Below are 17,136 nucleotides of genomic sequence, written 5' to 3'. Positions count from 1 at the left end.
TTGATACACAAAATTATTTACAGACCCAGCCATCACGGATGCCTTGAGACACTTCAAGATGATTGAATAGAAAATAATGACAGAATATGACTTTCTGCATTTATTACATTCATACTTGGTATTGGAACGGCGTTGTTGTATATCATTATGGTGTTATGCTTATTTTGGGCGTTATCTTCTTTTATTCAAGGAGAAGTTGGAATAGGTATTTTTGGCTTGGTTATTGGTTTCCTATTTAGTCCTTACGGACTTCCGATAGTAGGAGTAACTGTGATAGCGTTTATTGAATTGATAAATGATAAAATTAAAGCGGTTTGGATAAATTAGTATTTGTCAAGGAGGGAATATGGATTTTAGTAGGATGATTCCTGAATTATCAGTTTTTGATATTAATCTGACTAAAAAATTTTATAGTGAATTAGGATTTAAAATTGAATATGAACGTGTTGAAGATAAATTCGTTTTCATGTCTTTTCAAGAAAGTCAGTTTATGTTCGAACAAATTCATGATGATGGTTGGAATATAGGTGAGCTAGTATATCCTTTAGGAAGAGGAATAAATTTTTCAATAGCTGTCGATGATATTGAAGAACTGTATCAATTAGTGAATAATTTGAATATAGAATTATACAGAGAACTAACCATAAACATATATCAAGTTAATGAAATAGAAGAAATGCAAATAGAGTTTTTAATTCAAGATCCCAATGGGTATTTGTTAAGATTTACAAATTAACAAATACCAGTTTGTCGAGCTAAATAAAACTAAATACTAAAGATACAAGACGATAGAAAGTAATAATTCTGTCGTCTTTTTTATTTTAAAGAAAGGAGATAAGTATGAGAAAATTAGAACAAATAAGACAAGATTCAAAAGAAATAAAAGATAAAATAGACAATACAGAAGAAAGATTAAGGCAACTAAAAAATCAAGAAAAGAAGATATTAAAACAAGATATAGTAAAAAGAAGAAAAGAAAGAACTCATAGGCTAATAACAAGAGGAGCAATCCTAGAAAAGCAACAAAGACAAAAGAATTAAAAAAAACACCTAGTATAATAAGATAAAGAGGAGGTAAACTAAATTGATGAAAACACTTGGCATGTTAACAATCATCTGCTTAACAGCATCAATTATGATGGTGAATTTTATACTTATTATACCGAAATTTGGCTCGAAGCATTTCGGTGCACCCGATGATATCAAAGCTATGATGAGTAAGTTGCCAGATAAACCGATTTGGGTCAATATATTAGGCGGACTTATCATGATACTTGGATTGCTAACCATTGCAGCCGTCCTAGTCTGGGCAATTGTTGATACAGTAAAATTTAGTTTAACTTTTCAGCAAGCCTTTGTTAGATTTTTAATACTATTTGAAGGATATAAGCTTTTTGATATTATCTTTTTTGATTATCTCATGCTTACCAAGTTAAAATTGCCGACTAAAGTTTACCCAGAGACGGTTGGTGCTAAGGGGTATGATAATTTTGGATTTAATGTGAAAAGTCAGGTTGCAAAAATTATAATCTTCTTTTTCGTGAGCCTAATTTTGGCATATTTACTGACCGTTTTGGTTTAACTAAAAATTCATAACTTGTAATGTTCAATTCGACTTCTTGGCTATTTGTTTTAAGGGGCTGTAGCTTAAAAAGAACCAATTATCAGAAATAGATATAAGCCATGAACAGTTATATGAAGATAGGTTAGAGGGAAATATAAGCGAAAGAAACTTCAATCTAATATGTGAGCATATCTAAAAAACAAGACAAGAACCATTCCTATAGGAATGGCTAAATACTGACACAAAAAAAATGTATCAACCTTTGCCCTTTTATCAGGATTTAGGTTGATACACAAAATTATTTTCAGACCCTCTAGAATATCAAACTCCATTTGATTTATTTAAGCACGAACTTAGTTTGGCTTAGGTGTCGCAATATTATTTGCAATTCATCATTTATAAAAAAGTTTGGTACACAAGAAATAATCCGTGCACCAAACTTTTTTGTAGAATTATTAATAACTATGGGAATTAGGCTTCTAATAATTTTCCAGCTATTGGACCTGAATCAAGGGTATAGATCTTTTCTATATCTATGATTACAGCAGCCGCCTTTGGCATTACACCAGCCTTTTCCTTGGCTAGGTTCATATGCTCTTCGTCTGTATAAGATTTGGCTGCACCCACAATCCTAAAGCCCTTGTTGTCTTCTCTTTTAACAAAGGCGATAGCTATCTTGCCATTATTTTTAATATTGGCATGGTGCTTGCCATCTGTATTTTCGCAAAAGATGAGATGTTCATCATCAAGAACCCTCATAGTTCTTTTTGGCCCTATATTAGGATTACCATCCTCATCAACAGTAGCCATATAAGCAAGCTGTTCACCAATTAAGTCTTTTATTTCTTGGGTTAATTTCATATTTTTACCTCTTATATATTATTTTCATTTATAGGATAGCATATTTGGGGAGAGTTGTCAATAATGATTATCACTATTGACTGCAAAATAATAAACATAATTGAAATAATAAAAATTCAAGCAGAACTAAAGTAAAAAAGTCTTACGAATTGAAGGATATAAGCTTTTTGATATTATATTTTTTGATTATCTCATGCTTACCAAGTTAAAATTACCAACTAAAGTTTATCCACAGACGGTTGGAGCCAAGGGATATGATAATTTTGGGTTTAATGCGAAAAGTCAGATCACAAAAGTTATAATCTTCTTTTTCGTGAGCCTAATTTTGGCATATTTACTTACCGCTTTGGTTTAACTAAAAATACATAACTTGTAATGTTCAATTCAACTTCTTGGCTATTTGTTTTAAGGGGCTGTAGCTTAAAAAGAACCAATTATCAGAAATAGATATAAGCCATGAACAGTTATATGAAGATAGGTTAGAGGGAAATATAAGTGAAAGAAACTTAAATTTAATGAATGTGAGCATATCTAGAACCATTACTATAGGAATGGCTAAATACTGACACAAAAAAATGTATCAACCTTTGCCCTTTTATCAGGATTTAGGTTGATACACAAAATCATTTACAGACCCTAATTATAGGATGACAGTAATTCAAAGTTCTGCAATAGCTTATTTTGCCTATTTAAGACTTGATTCCACAAACCAAATTTGTTTGTTATAGTCCTCTATATGATTTTCCATAACATTAGCTACAGGGAAATTATCAGCTTCATCTGCTTCTTTTCTAATCTCTAGTGCGAGTTCTTTTTGAAGTTTTATGTCAGATAGGACTATTTCTAATGCTTCTTTAATAGATACTTCTTTAGAAGTTTTAATCTCTTTGATTGTAGAAATTTCTAAATATTCTTTTAGATTAGCAACTGGAAATTCTCCAGACATTCTGATAAGCTCAGCAACTTCATCAAGTCTTTCACCAGCCTTATCATATTCAGATTCAAGATACTCATGTACAGATACAAATTGAGAGCCTACGATATTCCAATGTAGATTATGGATTTTAATGTTTAGTACTGCAAGATTTGCAAGATATGTGTTTAATTTTGTCATTTTATTCCTCGCTTTCAAATAATTTTAATTATCATTATCATTATATACAATAATAAAAAACAAGTCAAGTCTATAATATTGAATAAAATTTACTAGCAAATATTTATTATTTCATCCTAATGTCGTAAAAATGAACAGAAGAAAATTATTTCAGAGATACAAAATCACATCATGCAACAAAAAGGAATAGATAGAAAGATAGAATCTATACAAAAGGAAGTATCAGATATTATCGAAAAGAGTATTATATAAATTTAATAGTGAAACTTAGGAAGAGATAGCAGAAATGTTATCTCTTTTTTAATACAAGAAAGGAGTTTTATATGAAAAAATTAGAACAAATAAGACAAGTGTCAAAAAAATAAAAGATAAAATTGACGATACAGAAGAAAGATTAAGACAACTGAAAAATCAAGAAAAGAAAATATTAAAAGGCTCTTTGTCAAATCGTGTTGGTAAATAAAAATCAACCAAATTCTTAATCAGGGATAGAAAATTCAGAAGAATTAACATATGAAGAAATAAAAATCCTACTAGAAAAAGCAAAAAAGACAAAAGAATTTAAAGAAACACTAAAAATAATGAGCGAAAATTAAAAAAAATAAACAGGAAGATTTTTACAATTAGCATACTGCATAACTTATTTTATTTAAAATTTTTAAGAAATATCTGAAAGAATACTTAGGAGAAAGCAAGATATTATATATATCCCAATGGAAATCGTAACTTGCCACTATGAAGAAAGAGAAAATAACCTTTACAATCAAATATTAGGGATATGAGAAGAAGTTGAACAAGCAGAAAAAGTTAAGACTTGCATAGAGCCGTTACAGGAACAAGAAAAACGACTATCACAGGTAAAACAGAACGAGTTAGACCAATAAAAAACAAAAGTGAAATATTTATAACTTAAGCATTGACATCAAGTTTTTTGTGTGATATGTTAATAACATTAAGTTAGAAATATATCACTTGAAATTATACGTAAGGAGAATTTGACATGAAAAACAAAGTATCTATACGAGAAGTTGTTGCAACAAAAATTATTATTGCAATTTTAATTGCGGGATATTACTGGTTGTGGAGCAGAAGCGACTATCAGCCTGAATACCAACAGTTTTCAAGCTATTGGGGTTTTATTCTATTTTTGATGCTGATAGTGCATTATTTTAGAGTAAAAAAGTATAAGAAAGAATACTTTGATGAATTTGCGGAAAAAAATCTACACAGATGTGATTCAATATGCTTAAAAATTTTTTGCGTGTTAATGGTTATTATAGCATATTTAGGAGGGATTTTAGGTCATGTAAACGGAATTTCAACAGCGTTGATGGGATGGCTAATTATTGGAACAGTAATTACAATTACAATACTTCGTACGATTATGTTTATAATTATGGATTCTAAAGGGGTATAATTGTGGCACTAATAACTAAAGTTAAGGAATATAGAGAAAAGGAAAAATATAAACAATCTGAACTTGCGGAAATGGTAAATGTCAGAAGAGAAACTATTGTACATCTTGAAAATGGAAAATATAATCCGTCATTAAAATTAGCTATGGATATTGCAAAAGTGTTTGATGTTAGCGTAGAAGATTTATTTGAATTTACAGATGATTGAGGCACACAATTTAATTTAGGAAATATAATATGCAATTCACAGGATTGCAATGGGACGATATTGATTTTGATACGGTCGAAGATTTAGATAAATATGAATGGTAAAAATATCTTGCCCCTATTTTGGTTATAAACTTAAAAAATACTCCTGAGAAGACAACATCAAAGGATTCTGAAATAGATAAGTTTTCAAAAGAAGACAGAGAATATATAAAAAACAAGCTGAAATATATAGACCAGACCTTATCATTTGTGGAAGAACAGGAGATATATTCATTGAGAACATTCTTGATTTAGATACTAGTTCTTGGATTTATATTTCTTACTATTTGAGTTTTTTAATATAATCATCATGAAAACCTGGGGTCTCTTTGTTATAATTACAATTTGGGAGGTATTGTTAATTATCCTATGAAAAATTAACCGTATATGGATGTATTCTATATGCGGTTTTTGTCTGGGAAATTTAGCTAAGATTGTTTTCAAAAAGTAGAATAAAGAAAATTACACTTTATAAAATGCAAAATCATTGTTTTTTTTGTTTTAAGGGGTACTATTAAGTTTGTAAAAAAGGGGTGAATAAAGTGATAATAGAAAAAATTATTGGAAATGTTTTTGATATAAATGAAGAAAATTTAATAATCAACTGGCTTAATATGCCTTACGACCATGCCCACAAGAAAATTCAAAGATTTGAATATGAGGGTCTGGATTTGGGTCTAAAGCTTTCTGAAGAAGATAGACAAAGAGGTCTAAAGCATGGAGATATAATTTATAGAGAAAATAATGTAGTCTATGCTATCAATATCGAAGAGCTAGAATGCTTAAAGCTTTCTATGGATGAGGCTAAGAGCTTTGTCAACTTGGCATATATTATTGGCAATCGTCATGCAAAATTATACTGGTCAGAAGATGGCGAATCTTTAATAACACCATATGAGAAGACCCTGGAAGATATGCTAAAGACTGTAGAAGGGATAAAGATGGATAAGGTCATGGCTAAATTATTGCCAAAAAACAACTTGATGGCAATTCTACCTCAAGGTCAAGTAGTAGATCATCATAGTCACGACCATGACCACGATCACGACCACAATCATGATCACCATCACGATCACGATCACGACCACAATCATCACCACCATCACCATGAATAGAAAAAAATATGAAGAAGAGCTCATCCTCCTTCAATTAAATGATAGTCAATTTCCTATAGGTTCTTATTCTCATTCTTATGGACTTGAAAATTATATCCTAAAGAATTTGATTAAAGATTCGAAAGATACAAAAAAATATTTAATAAACTATTTAAAAACTAGCTTCTATTATAATGACCTTTTAGCTGTATATCTAGCTTACAATTATTTTATAGAAGGGAAAAAAGATGATCTTTTAGATCTAAATATAAGATTACAGGCTCAAAAAAGCCAAAAAGAGTTAAGGGAAGCTTCAGAGAAGTTAGGCTCAAGACTTATATCGACAGTTCATAAGATGGACATAGCTATGCCAGAACAATACTATGACTACCTAGCTTATCATAAGAAAAATGACATTATCATCCATCACTCAGTCGCCTATGCTCTAATTACAGCAAGTCTTGATATTGATATGACCGCATCTCTTTTGAGTTTTGCTTTTAATATGGCACAGAATCTAGTTATTACAGCGGTTAAGACTGTTCCTATCAGCCAGTTTGATGGGCAGAAAATCTTATATGAAATCTATGATTTGATAATAGATTTAGTTACAAAGATAGATAAATTGGATGAGGAGTATTATTTTACTTCATATCCAGGTGTAGAAGTTGCTTCAATGCAACATGAAGTATTATATTCAAGACTTTATATGTCTTAGGGAGGCTTATGGATTACGTAAAAATCGGTGTCGCAGGCCCTGTTGGCTGCGGAAAGACTCATTTGATAGAAAAACTAGTAGAAGAATTCAAAAAAGATTATAAGGTAGCAGTAGTTACTAATGATATATATACAGAAGAAGATGCAAACTACTTAAAAGATCAGGGGATTCTTGAAAGAGATAGGATAAGAGGAGTAGAAACTGGAGGATGTCCTCATACAGCTATAAGAGATGATGTTTCTATGAACCTTGAAGCTTGTGAGGATTTAGTCAGAAATTTTAAGGATATAGAAATAATCTTTATCGAAAGTGGTGGAGACAATCTATCAGCAACCTTTAGTCCTGACCTTGCAGATGCCACCATCTTTGTAATAGATGTAGCTGCAGGTGGGGATATACCACGAAAAGGAGGCCCAGGAATTTTAAGATCAGATCTTCTTATCATAAACAAAAAAGATTTAGCTCCTTATGTTGGCGTTGACCTTGAAGCTATGAGAAATGATACCCTAGCCCAAAGAGGAGATCGTCCATTTATCTTTACTAATATCAAAAATGGCGATGGCCTAAATGAGGTCTATGACTGGATAAGAAAGCAAGTCTTATTAGAAGATTTAAAATAATGAAAAAAACATACGCAAGAGCCAGCAGATTATATTTAGAGTTTGAAAATAAGGATGACACAACAATCCTAAAAGATATTTATAATTCTCCACCATTTTTAGTCATGCACACCTTCAAATACGGTGACTTTACCAAGGCTATGATTATGAGCTCAAGCCCAGGTATCCTGGAAGGCGATAGGCAAGAAGAAAGATTTTATGCAAAAAAAAATAGCAAGGTATTGCTTTCTTCTCAATCATATGAAAAAGTTTATAAGATGAATAAGGATTCTTTCGCAAGTCGTAGGGTCGAAATTCGTGGAGAAGAAAAGTCTGACTTTATTTTTAAACTTTTACCCATGATTCTCTACAAGGATGCAGATTTTAGGGAGGTTATCAAGGTCGATTTAGAAAAAGATGCTAGGCTTATTTTTTCTAACTGTTTTGTAGCTGGTAGAATTGGCAGGGGAGAAAGCTTTGAATTTAAAAGCTACAAGACTAATCTAGATATAAACCTTGATAGCAAACTTATCTATACCGAAAAAAACCTCATAAGGCCAAGAGAACAAGAGATAAATGAACTTGGCCTGATGGAAGGCTATGACCACTTTTTGTCTATGGTTGCTATAAATTTTTCCAATGAAGATAACATTGGCGAAATCCGCAAAATAATTGAAAAGCATAGCCAAAAAAGAGGCCTAAAAGGTGGGGCAAGTTTAAGTTTTAGAAATGATATTCAAATCAGGATTTTGGGCAAGATGGGCCAGGATCTAATAGAATGTGAAAAAGAAATTATAGATTATTTGATTGAAAAAGGGGGAAGGATATGCATTTAGTACCAAAAGATATTGAACGCTTGATGATATTTACAGCTGGAGAAGTTGCCAGAAAGCGTAAAGAACGTGGACTTAAATTAAACTATCCTGAAGCAGTCGCTCTAATCAGTGCCGAGCTTTATGAAATGGCTCGTGATGGCAAGACTGTTTCAGATTTGATGCAAGAAGGCAGGAAGATTCTAACGAGGGATGATGTCATGGAAGGTGTTCCTGAAATGATTAAGGATGTACAAATAGAAGCCACATTTCCTGATGGAACCAAGCTTGTAACAGTTCATCAACCAATAGTGTAGGAGGCAATAATGATTCCAGGTGAAGTTTTTTATAAAGACGAAGATTTAATTTTAAATGAAGATTTCGAAGCTATTGAAATAAAAGTAACAAATACTGGAGATAGGGCCGTACAAATCGGTTCTCATTTTCATTTTTTTGAAGTGAATAGATTTTTGAAATTCGATCGTAGCATGGCCTTTGGCAAAAAGCTAGACATTCCTGCAGGAAATGCTATTAGATTTGAACCAGGTCAAACCCATAGGGTTAGATTAATAGATATAGGCGGAAATGGAAGGGTGATCGGCTTTAACGGACTAACAAATGGTGTAGCCCATGATATAAAAAAAGATGAAGCCATGAAAAACTTAGTTCAAAAAGGCTACGCTAATATTAATAGTGATGGAGAGGAATAGATGTCATTTAAAATCTCAAGAGAAAAATACGGGTCTATGTATGGGCCAACTACAGGCGATAAAGTTAGACTAGCAGATACAAATATTATAATAGAAATAGAAAAAGATTATGCAATTTATGGAGATGAATCAATCTTTGGTGGTGGTAAGACTGTAAGAGATGGTATGAACCAATCTTCAACTGCAAGCTATGCCTCAGGAACTTGCGATACAGTAATTACAAATGCGATTATCCTAGACTATACTGGTATCTACAAGGCAGATATAGGAATTAGGGATGGTATTATTACAGGAATAGGCAAGTCAGGTAACCCTGATATGAACGATAATGTCAACCCTGGTCTTGTAATAGGGGCAAGCACTGAGATAATCTCAGGCGAAAATAAAATTGTAACCGCTGGAGCAATTGACACCCACGTTCATTTTATATCAGCCGATCAAGCAAATACCGCTCTAGCAGGAGGAACTACTACCCTTATCGGAGGCGGAACAGGCCCTGCTGATGGAACAAATGCTACAACCTGTACTCCAGGCCCTAACCACCTAGAAGCTATGCTAAAATCAGTCGAAGGATACCCAGTAAATGTTGGACTATTAGGTAAGGGTAACTGCTCAAGCAAAGAGCCACTTTATGAACAAATAAAAGCAGGAGCTTGCGGACTAAAGATTCATGAAGACTGGGGAGCAACAAGAGCCGTTATAAATGCCAGCCTTGAAGTTGCTGATGAGTACGATATTGCAGTTGCCATCCATACCGACACCCTTAACGAAGGCGGCACAATCGAAGATACCCTAGATGCTATTGGTGGTAGAGCTATACATTTCTTCCATACTGAAGGAGCAGGAGGAGGACATGCACCAGATCAAATAGTTGCAGCAGGATTTAATAATGTCTTTCCAGCATCAACAAATCCAACCATGCCTTTTACCATAAACACATCAGATGAGCACTTGGATATGGTTATGGTTTGTCACAATCTTGACAAAACTATAGAAGAAGATGTAGCCTTTGCTGACTCAAGGATTAGACCGGAAACAATAGCTGCAGAAGATGTCCTCCAAGACATGGGAGTATTCTCAATAATGTCTTCAGACTCTCAAGCCATGGGCAGGATTGGCGAAGTTGTTATGAGAACTTGGCAAACAGCCTCAAAGATGAAAGACCAACGTGGAGCCCTTAAAGAAGATGAAGCGAATGATAACGATAACTTTAGGGCTAAAAGATATGTAGCCAAATACACTATAAATCCAGCCATAGCCCATGGAGTATCTGAATATATTGGTTCAATCGAAGTTGGTAAACGTGCAGATCTTGTCCTTTGGGAGCCAAAATTCTTTGGAGTTCGTCCAAAACAAATACTAAAAAATGGTCTAATAATAATGGCACCGTCAGGAGATCCAAACGCATCCATACCAACACCCCAACCTGTAATATACAGAAGAATGTATGCGGCCATTGGTGGAGGAATTGGTAATTCTTGTTTTACCTTCGTCTCAAAAGCCGCCTATGAATCAGGCATAAAAGAAAAACTAGACCTAAAAAGAATGGTACTACCTGTTCATAATTGTAGAAACATCGGCAAAAAAGATATGAAACTAAACTTCGAAACTCCAAACATCAAGGTAGACTCAGAAACTTATGAAGTAACAATTGAAGGAAAGAAAATCACATGTGATCCAGTAGACAAGGTCGCCCTAGGTCAATTATACAACCTATTTTAAAATAAATATTAGAGCTTAACAAGAACCCCAAAATCCTTACTAGAGATGTAGGGGTCTTAGGGTTCTCCCTGACAAGGTAAAAATTAAAAAATGGAGCATTCCGTAAAGGTCTGCTCCATTAATTTTTTCGTAAGTGTTCGTACACTTACTGTGATTGCTTCTTTCAAAGCTCCTTTCAAAGTTTATATATTTTTTTCGAAAAATACCGTAATTATAATTTGGTTATTTTTTATTGTTAGAATTGATTACATAAGAAATGGAGGAATAATATATAGAAATTATGCTTGAAACAAGAAATTTAACAAAGTAAATCAAATAACAAATGATACTTGAAAATGTATCAATTAAAGTAGAAAAAAGAAAGACAAAAATAAAATCACCACAAGGCAATCTTATTCCAGTTTATGATATAGATCGAACAATTTGCGATATAATAATCGACAGAGAAAAAATAGATAAGCAGATTTTCACAGAAGCCATAAAAAGATACTTTAAATCACCAAATAAAAATCTAAGACGACTCATAAAATACAGTAGACTATTTAAAATAGAAGATGAAATTAGGAAATATATGGAGGCATTATCGTGATTAATATCGAGAGTATAAAGGGCAAGATAAAAAACCTAGCAGAGAAGAAAATTTTAAAGTCGCAAGAAGTTCTGAAAATATATTTTTTCGAAAGATTTTTAGAAAGACTATCTAAATCAAAGTACAAAAATAATTGGTACTGTCAAATTTTTTGAATCTGTAAATAATTTTGTGTATAAACCTAAATCCTGATATAAGGATAAGGGTTAATACATTTTTTATGTATCAATATTTGTCAATTCCTATAGGAATGGAGCTTGTCTTAATTTTACTTGGGCTTAATAAACTGTCGAATTTTCATGAAATTTGCAGCCGATTTCATACTAAGTTTTTATCATAATTAAAACTTCCTTCAAAAAATATTGATAATTGGAATAAGATTTAGTCCCAGCGACGGATCCTATAGGTCCACTTACTTGAGGCATCTACCATTGCTAGATACAAGCTTTTTGTAGTGCGTAGTCATTTGAAAATATTGTCATGTTTTTAGTAACTTTTCTTAATTGCCTATTGAAGTTTTCCATGGCGTTTGTTGTATCTTAGTTTTCTTATTCCTTATGGATATTTAAAATATGTGGATAATTCTGCCAAGTTATTTTTCTAAAAGTTTACACATATTGGGTATTTTTACCCCATTTTTCTTCAAAGATGTCTAAATTTGTTAAGGCTAAGTCTTCTATTGGTACTTTGTACACTGCTTTTAGGTCTTTCATTAATTTTTTTAACATGTTTGCTATTTTGCTTCTTTTTGTTTCTGTTTTTTTCTTGGCATAAAAATTCCTCCTGATTAGTTTTTACTTACCCTAATCAGGAGGTTTCTATACACAAAATTTTATACAGTCTCCGCCATGGTCATTTTTTTCTTTATTTATATTCTCTTTTGTTCATTGAACAACAATCTAATCTTTCATTTCCAAAAGATTTTTTATTTTCTTTTGCTAGATTTTCCAAGAATTTTTTCCACCTATTTTTTATTGATTCAAAGATTTTCATATTTTACCTCCTCGGGTAATTATTTGTAAATTTTCTACAATAATATATATACCAGAAAAAAATTATTTTTTCAATTTTTTATATCCCTTTTTTCTATCCCATAATTAAAGACATGTGGAGACTGTAGTATTAATGTCAAGAAATTTAGTTAATAGGTTATAATTCTGTTGAAACAGGAGGCTTTTAGGATTTTTATAAGAAATCTTAAAGGCCTAATTTTTTGCTTTAAATTTTATTTGGAGGGAAGAGTACATTTATAAATTATTGTAGAGTCTCCATACATTGTGGATATTTTAGGTATATTGTACATAGAGAACTCAAATTTGTATATATAAATGATTTGAGATTATGAAAAAGAAGCAATAGAAATCAATCTAAGGAATAAAGAAAAAATATATTGACAATCTTCTATGTGTTGTGTATAATTTTATATGAAGAGAGGAAGGAGGCTTACATGAAGGATAAATATATAGAGATATCAAAAAAATTAAAAGTTTTGAGTGATCCAAAACGATTAGAAATTATAGATATGTTATCTTGCAATGAGCTCTGTGCCTGTGAGATATTAGAGAAATTTGATATAACGCAACCAACCTTATCTAATGATATGAAAAGATTAGAGGATGCTAATCTAGTTATCAGTCGAAGAGAGGGAAAAAACATATATTACATTGCAAATAAGAAGATTTTAAATGAGATGCAATCAAACTTAAAGGAAATATTTGATAACGGAGAGGGATGTATTTGTCACAATTTGGATAAGTAATTTTTTTGTACCATACATAGAAATATTTGAATATATCTATACTAAAGGAGGATGATGAACTATGGAAAAAAATAAGTATAAAGGAATTAATATATTTCAAAAATACCTAACTTTATGGGTATTGTTTTGTATGATTGTTGGGGTGCTTATAGGAAAATATATACCTATAATCCCATCTGCTTTAGGTAAAATTCAAATTGCTGGTATATCTGTGCCGATAGCAATATTAATTTGGATTATGATTTATCCAATGATGATGAAAGTAGATTTTCAAAGTATTAAAAGAGTTAGAGAAAATCCAAAAGGTTTATTTGTAACATGGGCTGTTAATTGGCTAATAAAACCATTTACTATGTTTGGAATAGCTTATTTGTTTTTCTTTATTATATTTAAAAGTATCATTCCTAATGATTTGGCAGGTGACTATTTAGCGGGAGCTGTCTTGCTCGGAGCTGCACCATGCACTGCTATGGTTTTTGTGTGGTCGACTCTTACAAAGGGTGACCCTGCTTACACTGTGGTTCAAGTAGCCACAAATGATTTAATAATTTTAATTGCTTTTGTACCTATAGTGAAGTTTTTATTAGGTGTATCTAATGTTGTAGTACCATATAGCACATTATTTACTAGTGTGTTTTTATTTGTTGCTATTCCATTACTAGGAGGTGTTATCACAAGGAAAACAGTAATTGATAAAAGAGGAAAGGATTATTTTGAAAAACAATTTTTAAGTAAATTTGATGGAATGACAACAGTTGGACTACTATTGACTCTAATAATTATATTTTCTTCACAAGCAAATGTAATTTTAGAAAACCCATTTCATATTTTATTGATAGCTATTCCACTTACCATTCAAACTTTCCTAATTTTTACTATTGCCTATGGTGTAAGCAAAAAAGTAGGCTTACCTTTTGAAATAGCTGCACCAGCAGGCATGATTGGAGCTTCAAATTTCTTTGAATTATCTGTAGCTGTTGCAATAGCAATATTTGGGATGGATTCACCAGTTGCATTAGCTTGCACTGTAGGTGTTCTTACTGAAGTCCCAGTTATGTTATTCTTAGTAAATATTGCTAATAATACAAAACACTGGTTTTTAGAAAATCAAGAATCTAAAGTTTATGGAGCTTAGGTATGTGGAGTTTTATTCAAGATCAAATTCTAGGTATGAAATGGCTCAATGAATTGATAGGAAAAATATTGACAAATCTTGGCCTTGATATAAGCACAAAACTTGGAGGAAGCTTACAATTTTTCATATATGATGCTATAAAAATTACAATATTACTTTGCGTGTTGATTTTTATAATTTCTTATATACAAAGCTATTTCCCACCTGAAAGAAGCAAAAAAATTCTGGGACGTTTTGATGGATTGGGGGCAAATATCATATCTGCTTTACTAGGCACAGTAACACCTTTTTGTTCATGCTCTTCAATCCCTATTTTCATGGGCTTTACAAGTGCTGGTTTGCCTATTGGAGTGAGTTTTTCATTTTTAATATCTTCTCCAATGGTTGATTTGGGTAGCCTTATTTTACTAATGAGCATCTTTGGAGGTAAAATAGCCCTAGCATATGTAGTCTTTGGGCTAATTATTGCTGTAATTGGTGGTAGTCTCATTGAAAACATGCATATGGAAAGTTATGTAGAAGATTTTATAAAAAATGCTAGTCAAGTTGATATTAGCTCTCCAAGCTTAACAGTAAAAGATAGGGTTGATTTTTGTAAAACTCAAGTTAGTGACACTTTCAAGAAAGTTTTCCCTTATATTTTAGCAGGTGTGGGTATAGGGTCATTGATACACAATTGGATTCCTCAAATTTGGGTGGAAAATATCTTGGGCAGTAATAATCCATTTGGAGTAGTTTTAGCAACTATTGTTGGAATACCAATGTATGCTGATATTTTTGGAACTATTCCAATAGCAGAAGCTCTATTGGCAAAAGGCGCCCAACTTGGAACCGTTATATCTTTTATGATGGCAGTTACTACACTAAGCCTACCATCATTAATTATGTTAAAAAAAGCAGTTAAACCAAAGCTTTTATTTCTATTTATAGGAATTTGTATTTTTGGTATAATTGTTGTAGGTTACTTATTTAACATTATTAGCCCTTTTTTAATATGACGGGGCAGTAAAATGAAATTATTAACAAGAAAGCAAAAAATACATCTCTTGGTAAAAATATATATGGATTAAGGAGGAAAAATGAGATTATTTGGTAAAAAAGACAAAAAAGAGAAAGACTGTACTTGTGGAGGCAATTGTAAGTCTTCTAATAATAAGGATGTTAAAGAATCAAGTTGTTGTGATGTAGATTACTCGTCAGAGAATATAGAAAAAGCAGAAGAAAAGAAAAAAGAAAAGGGGATAAAGATATTAGGTTCTGGTTGTGCGAAGTGTATTGCTTTAGAAAGATCAACTAGGGAAGCACTAGCTGAACTTAAGGTTGAAGAAGATATAGACCATATTACAGACTTTTCTCAAATCGCAAGTTATGGAGTTATGTCTACTCCAGCCTTAGTTATAAAGGGAAAAGTTGTATCCTATGGCAAAGTTTTAAACAAGGATGAAATAAAAGCTTTATTAGAAGACAATGGTGTAAATTAAAATGAGAAAGCCAAAAGTTGCATTTATATGTGTCCATAATAGCTGTAGGAGCCAAATTGCAGAAGCCTTAGGGAAAAAATTTGCTTCAGATGTGTTTAACTCGTATTCAGCTGGAACACAAATCAAAGACCAAATAAATCATGATGCTGTTAGGCTAATAAAAGATATATACAATATTGACATGGAGAAAACTCAATATTCAAAGCTCATTGATGATTTGCCAGATATTGATATATCGATTACTATGGGCTGTGATGTAATTTGCCCTATTGTAGAAAATCAATATACAGAGGATTGGAATTTAGAAGATCCAACAGGTCAAGACGATGACTTTTTTAGGAAAATTATATCTAAAATAGAAAAAAATGTTAAGGGTTTAAGCCTTAGAATTAAGAAAATGAAATTAGTTGGAATTAAAAATAGAAGTTGATTTTGAATAAACCAATAATTGTTCTTTAATAGCTATAATTCCTATTTGGTAGAGATTTATCATTATAATGCCAGTTGGAAGATATAGCTTTTTTACATATTTTCAATTTTAAAACCTTCCAATTAAGATCTCATTTTTAATATTCCTAATTGGATAGGAACTGCTATTATTAATTTTCACAAGGTATAATATTAGTATAAGATTAATATAAAGATTTATTAGGATAGTTTATATTAAAAGGAGGATTGCAAGTGATTGACAAAAGCAATAAAAATTTTTGGGATAAATTTGCTAAGCTCTATGCACCTTTTATGAAAAAAGATGAAGCAGTATATGATAAAGTTTGTGAATATATTTGTCCTTATTTGGATAAAAACATGGAAGTGCTTGAGCTAGCTTGTGGATCTGGTCAATTATCTTTTAGTCTTTCAAAGCATACGAAAAGCTGGTTTGCTACGGACTTTTCAGAACAGATGATTATAGAAGCTAAAAAGCGTGGGCAATACGATAATCTTACATTTGAAACAGCCGATGCAACAGCATTATCCTATGCAAATGAAAAATTTGATTGTGTGTTAATCTCTAATGCTCTTCATATCATGCCAAATCCAGATTATGCAATGAAAGAAATATATAGGGTGTTAAAAGCTAGTGGAATTTTGCTCGCTCCAACTTTTCTATGGAAAGAGGGGAAACAAAGAAAAATCAAAAAGATTTTGATGTCTATTTTTGGGTTTAGGATGTATCAAGAATGGAATAAAGAACAATTTAAAAACTTTATTGAGAAATATGGATTTTCAGTACTTGAAATGAGACTAGTATATGGAGGTCTTGCACCGATTGGTGTTATGATTGCCGAGAAGGTATCTTAATATATTTTCTAT

The 17,136-nt window shown here is 31.8% G+C and carries 21 protein-coding genes and 5 pseudogenes; 23 read left to right on the top strand and 3 right to left on the bottom strand.

The features are described 5' to 3' along the window. Positions 1-132 precede the first annotated feature (132 nt). The 4 genes and pseudogenes from ACCQ42_RS03295 (at position 133) to ACCQ42_RS03280 (ending at position 1,582) form a co-directional block, all read left to right on the top strand. The gene (locus tag ACCQ42_RS03295; protein WP_410035361.1) at positions 133-327 is read left to right on the top strand and encodes a CD1845 family protein; all 195 of its coding nucleotides are present in this window, start codon (positions 133-135) and stop codon (positions 325-327) included. Positions 328-346: 19 nt separating this feature from the next. After that, on the top strand, positions 347-736 hold the full coding sequence (locus tag ACCQ42_RS03290) for a bleomycin resistance protein (RefSeq protein ID WP_019116047.1): 390 nt from the start codon (positions 347-349) through the stop codon (positions 734-736). Between the two features lie 104 nt (positions 737-840). After that, positions 841-1,017 (top strand): annotated as a pseudogene (locus ACCQ42_RS03285) (DUF3847 domain-containing protein); the annotation flags it as partial. 70 nt (positions 1,018-1,087) lie between these two features. Continuing rightward, positions 1,088-1,582 (top strand): hypothetical protein, encoded by a 495-nt coding sequence (locus ACCQ42_RS03280; RefSeq protein WP_410035360.1) that lies wholly within the window; start codon positions 1,088-1,090, stop codon positions 1,580-1,582. Positions 1,583-2,035: 453 nt separating this feature from the next. Here ACCQ42_RS03280 and ACCQ42_RS03275 read toward each other — a convergent pair whose 3' ends face one another. Further along, positions 2,036-2,425: a pyridoxamine 5'-phosphate oxidase family protein gene (locus ACCQ42_RS03275; protein WP_265238018.1), complete on the bottom strand. Its 390-nt coding sequence runs from the start codon at positions 2,423-2,425 to the stop codon at positions 2,036-2,038. A gap of 139 nt (positions 2,426-2,564) precedes the next feature. On the opposite strand from ACCQ42_RS03275, the pseudogene ACCQ42_RS03270 reads away from it, so the two are divergent. Beyond that, positions 2,565-2,780 (top strand): annotated as a pseudogene (locus ACCQ42_RS03270) (hypothetical protein); the annotation flags it as partial. A gap of 330 nt (positions 2,781-3,110) precedes the next feature. Here the strand turns inward: ACCQ42_RS03270 and ACCQ42_RS03265 are convergent. Next, on the bottom strand, positions 3,111-3,539 hold the full coding sequence (locus ACCQ42_RS03265) for a Dps family protein (RefSeq protein ID WP_106460489.1): 429 nt from the start codon (positions 3,537-3,539) through the stop codon (positions 3,111-3,113). A 323-nt stretch (positions 3,540-3,862) separates the two neighbouring features. On the opposite strand from ACCQ42_RS03265, the pseudogene ACCQ42_RS10310 reads away from it, so the two are divergent. The 12 genes and pseudogenes from ACCQ42_RS10310 to ACCQ42_RS03210 form a co-directional block, all read left to right on the top strand. Continuing rightward, positions 3,863-4,135, top strand: a pseudogene (locus tag ACCQ42_RS10310) (DUF3847 domain-containing protein). A gap of 404 nt (positions 4,136-4,539) precedes the next feature. Continuing rightward, the gene (locus ACCQ42_RS03260) at positions 4,540-4,956 is read left to right on the top strand and encodes a hypothetical protein (protein WP_207047697.1); all 417 of its coding nucleotides are present in this window, start codon (positions 4,540-4,542) and stop codon (positions 4,954-4,956) included. 2 nt (positions 4,957-4,958) lie between these two features. Further along, on the top strand, positions 4,959-5,162 hold the full coding sequence (locus tag ACCQ42_RS03255) for a helix-turn-helix transcriptional regulator (protein ID WP_106460487.1): 204 nt from the start codon (positions 4,959-4,961) through the stop codon (positions 5,160-5,162). Between the two features lie 583 nt (positions 5,163-5,745). Then, on the top strand, positions 5,746-6,318 hold the full coding sequence (locus tag ACCQ42_RS03250; RefSeq protein ID WP_265214923.1) for an urease accessory protein UreE: 573 nt from the start codon (positions 5,746-5,748) through the stop codon (positions 6,316-6,318). Next, entirely contained in the window at positions 6,311-7,015 is a 705-nt protein-coding gene (locus ACCQ42_RS03245; RefSeq protein ID WP_410035359.1) for an urease accessory protein UreF, read from the top strand. The genes ACCQ42_RS03250 and ACCQ42_RS03245 overlap by 8 nt, the downstream gene beginning before the upstream one ends. Positions 7,016-7,023: 8 nt before the next feature. After that, complete coding sequence (ureG, locus tag ACCQ42_RS03240) at positions 7,024-7,635, top strand: urease accessory protein UreG (RefSeq protein ID WP_410035358.1); 612 nt, start codon at positions 7,024-7,026, stop codon at positions 7,633-7,635. Continuing rightward, positions 7,635-8,450, top strand: a complete 816-nt coding sequence (locus tag ACCQ42_RS03235; protein WP_410035357.1) for an urease accessory protein UreD — start codon at positions 7,635-7,637, stop codon at positions 8,448-8,450. Before ureG ends, ACCQ42_RS03235 begins: the two co-directional genes overlap by 1 nt. Continuing rightward, entirely contained in the window at positions 8,441-8,743 is a 303-nt protein-coding gene (gene ureA, locus ACCQ42_RS03230; RefSeq protein ID WP_004816472.1) for an urease subunit gamma, read from the top strand. The genes ACCQ42_RS03235 and ureA overlap by 10 nt, the downstream gene beginning before the upstream one ends. 9 nt (positions 8,744-8,752) lie before the next feature. Further along, positions 8,753-9,136 carry an urease subunit beta gene (gene ureB / locus ACCQ42_RS03225; protein ID WP_410035356.1) on the top strand — a complete coding sequence of 128 codons (384 nt, stop codon included), beginning with the start codon at positions 8,753-8,755 and terminating at the stop codon, positions 9,134-9,136. Continuing rightward, positions 9,137-10,858, top strand: coding sequence for an urease subunit alpha (ureC, locus tag ACCQ42_RS03220; RefSeq protein WP_410035355.1), 1,722 nt, complete (start codon positions 9,137-9,139; stop codon positions 10,856-10,858). Between the two features lie 352 nt (positions 10,859-11,210). Continuing rightward, positions 11,211-11,447: pseudogene (locus ACCQ42_RS03215) on the top strand (type IV toxin-antitoxin system AbiEi family antitoxin domain-containing protein); the annotation flags it as partial. After that, positions 11,444-11,584, top strand: a pseudogene (locus ACCQ42_RS03210) (nucleotidyl transferase AbiEii/AbiGii toxin family protein); the annotation flags it as partial. The pseudogenes ACCQ42_RS03215 and ACCQ42_RS03210, both read left to right, overlap by 4 nt. Positions 11,585-12,311: 727 nt before the next feature. On the opposite strand, the gene ACCQ42_RS03205 reads toward ACCQ42_RS03210, so the two are convergent. Beyond that, positions 12,312-12,440 carry an LDCC motif putative metal-binding protein gene (locus ACCQ42_RS03205; protein WP_275587922.1) on the bottom strand — a complete coding sequence of 43 codons (129 nt, stop codon included), beginning with the start codon at positions 12,438-12,440 and terminating at the stop codon, positions 12,312-12,314. 454 nt (positions 12,441-12,894) lie between these two features. Between ACCQ42_RS03205 and ACCQ42_RS03200 the strand changes: the two genes are divergently transcribed. The 6 genes from ACCQ42_RS03200 (at position 12,895) to ACCQ42_RS03175 (ending at position 17,124) form a co-directional block, all read left to right on the top strand. Continuing rightward, positions 12,895-13,206, top strand: coding sequence for an ArsR/SmtB family transcription factor (locus ACCQ42_RS03200; RefSeq protein ID WP_410035354.1), 312 nt, complete (start codon positions 12,895-12,897; stop codon positions 13,204-13,206). Positions 13,207-13,267: 61 nt separating this feature from the next. Beyond that, positions 13,268-14,341, top strand: coding sequence for an ACR3 family arsenite efflux transporter (gene arsB, locus ACCQ42_RS03195; RefSeq protein ID WP_410035353.1), 1,074 nt, complete (start codon positions 13,268-13,270; stop codon positions 14,339-14,341). 2 nt (positions 14,342-14,343) lie between these two features. Continuing rightward, a complete protein-coding gene (locus tag ACCQ42_RS03190) occupies positions 14,344-15,339 on the top strand; it encodes a permease (protein WP_410035352.1) in 996 nt (331 codons plus the stop codon). Between the two features lie 81 nt (positions 15,340-15,420). Beyond that, positions 15,421-15,822, top strand: coding sequence for a thioredoxin family protein (locus tag ACCQ42_RS03185; protein WP_410035351.1), 402 nt, complete (start codon positions 15,421-15,423; stop codon positions 15,820-15,822). A gap of 1 nt (position 15,823) precedes the next feature. Further along, positions 15,824-16,252, top strand: coding sequence for an arsenate reductase/protein-tyrosine-phosphatase family protein (locus tag ACCQ42_RS03180; protein WP_410035350.1), 429 nt, complete (start codon positions 15,824-15,826; stop codon positions 16,250-16,252). A gap of 251 nt (positions 16,253-16,503) precedes the next feature. Continuing rightward, entirely contained in the window at positions 16,504-17,124 is a 621-nt protein-coding gene (locus tag ACCQ42_RS03175) for a class I SAM-dependent methyltransferase (RefSeq protein WP_410035349.1), read from the top strand. The last annotated feature ends 12 nt before the right edge of the window (positions 17,125-17,136 follow it).

Source organism: Anaerococcus kampingae (assembly GCF_046365475.1).
Lineage (GTDB): Bacteria > Bacillota > Clostridia > Tissierellales > Peptoniphilaceae > Anaerococcus > Anaerococcus kampingae.
The sequence above is the reverse complement of the archived record's forward strand: the minus strand, read 5'-3'. Positions and strand labels throughout refer to the sequence as shown.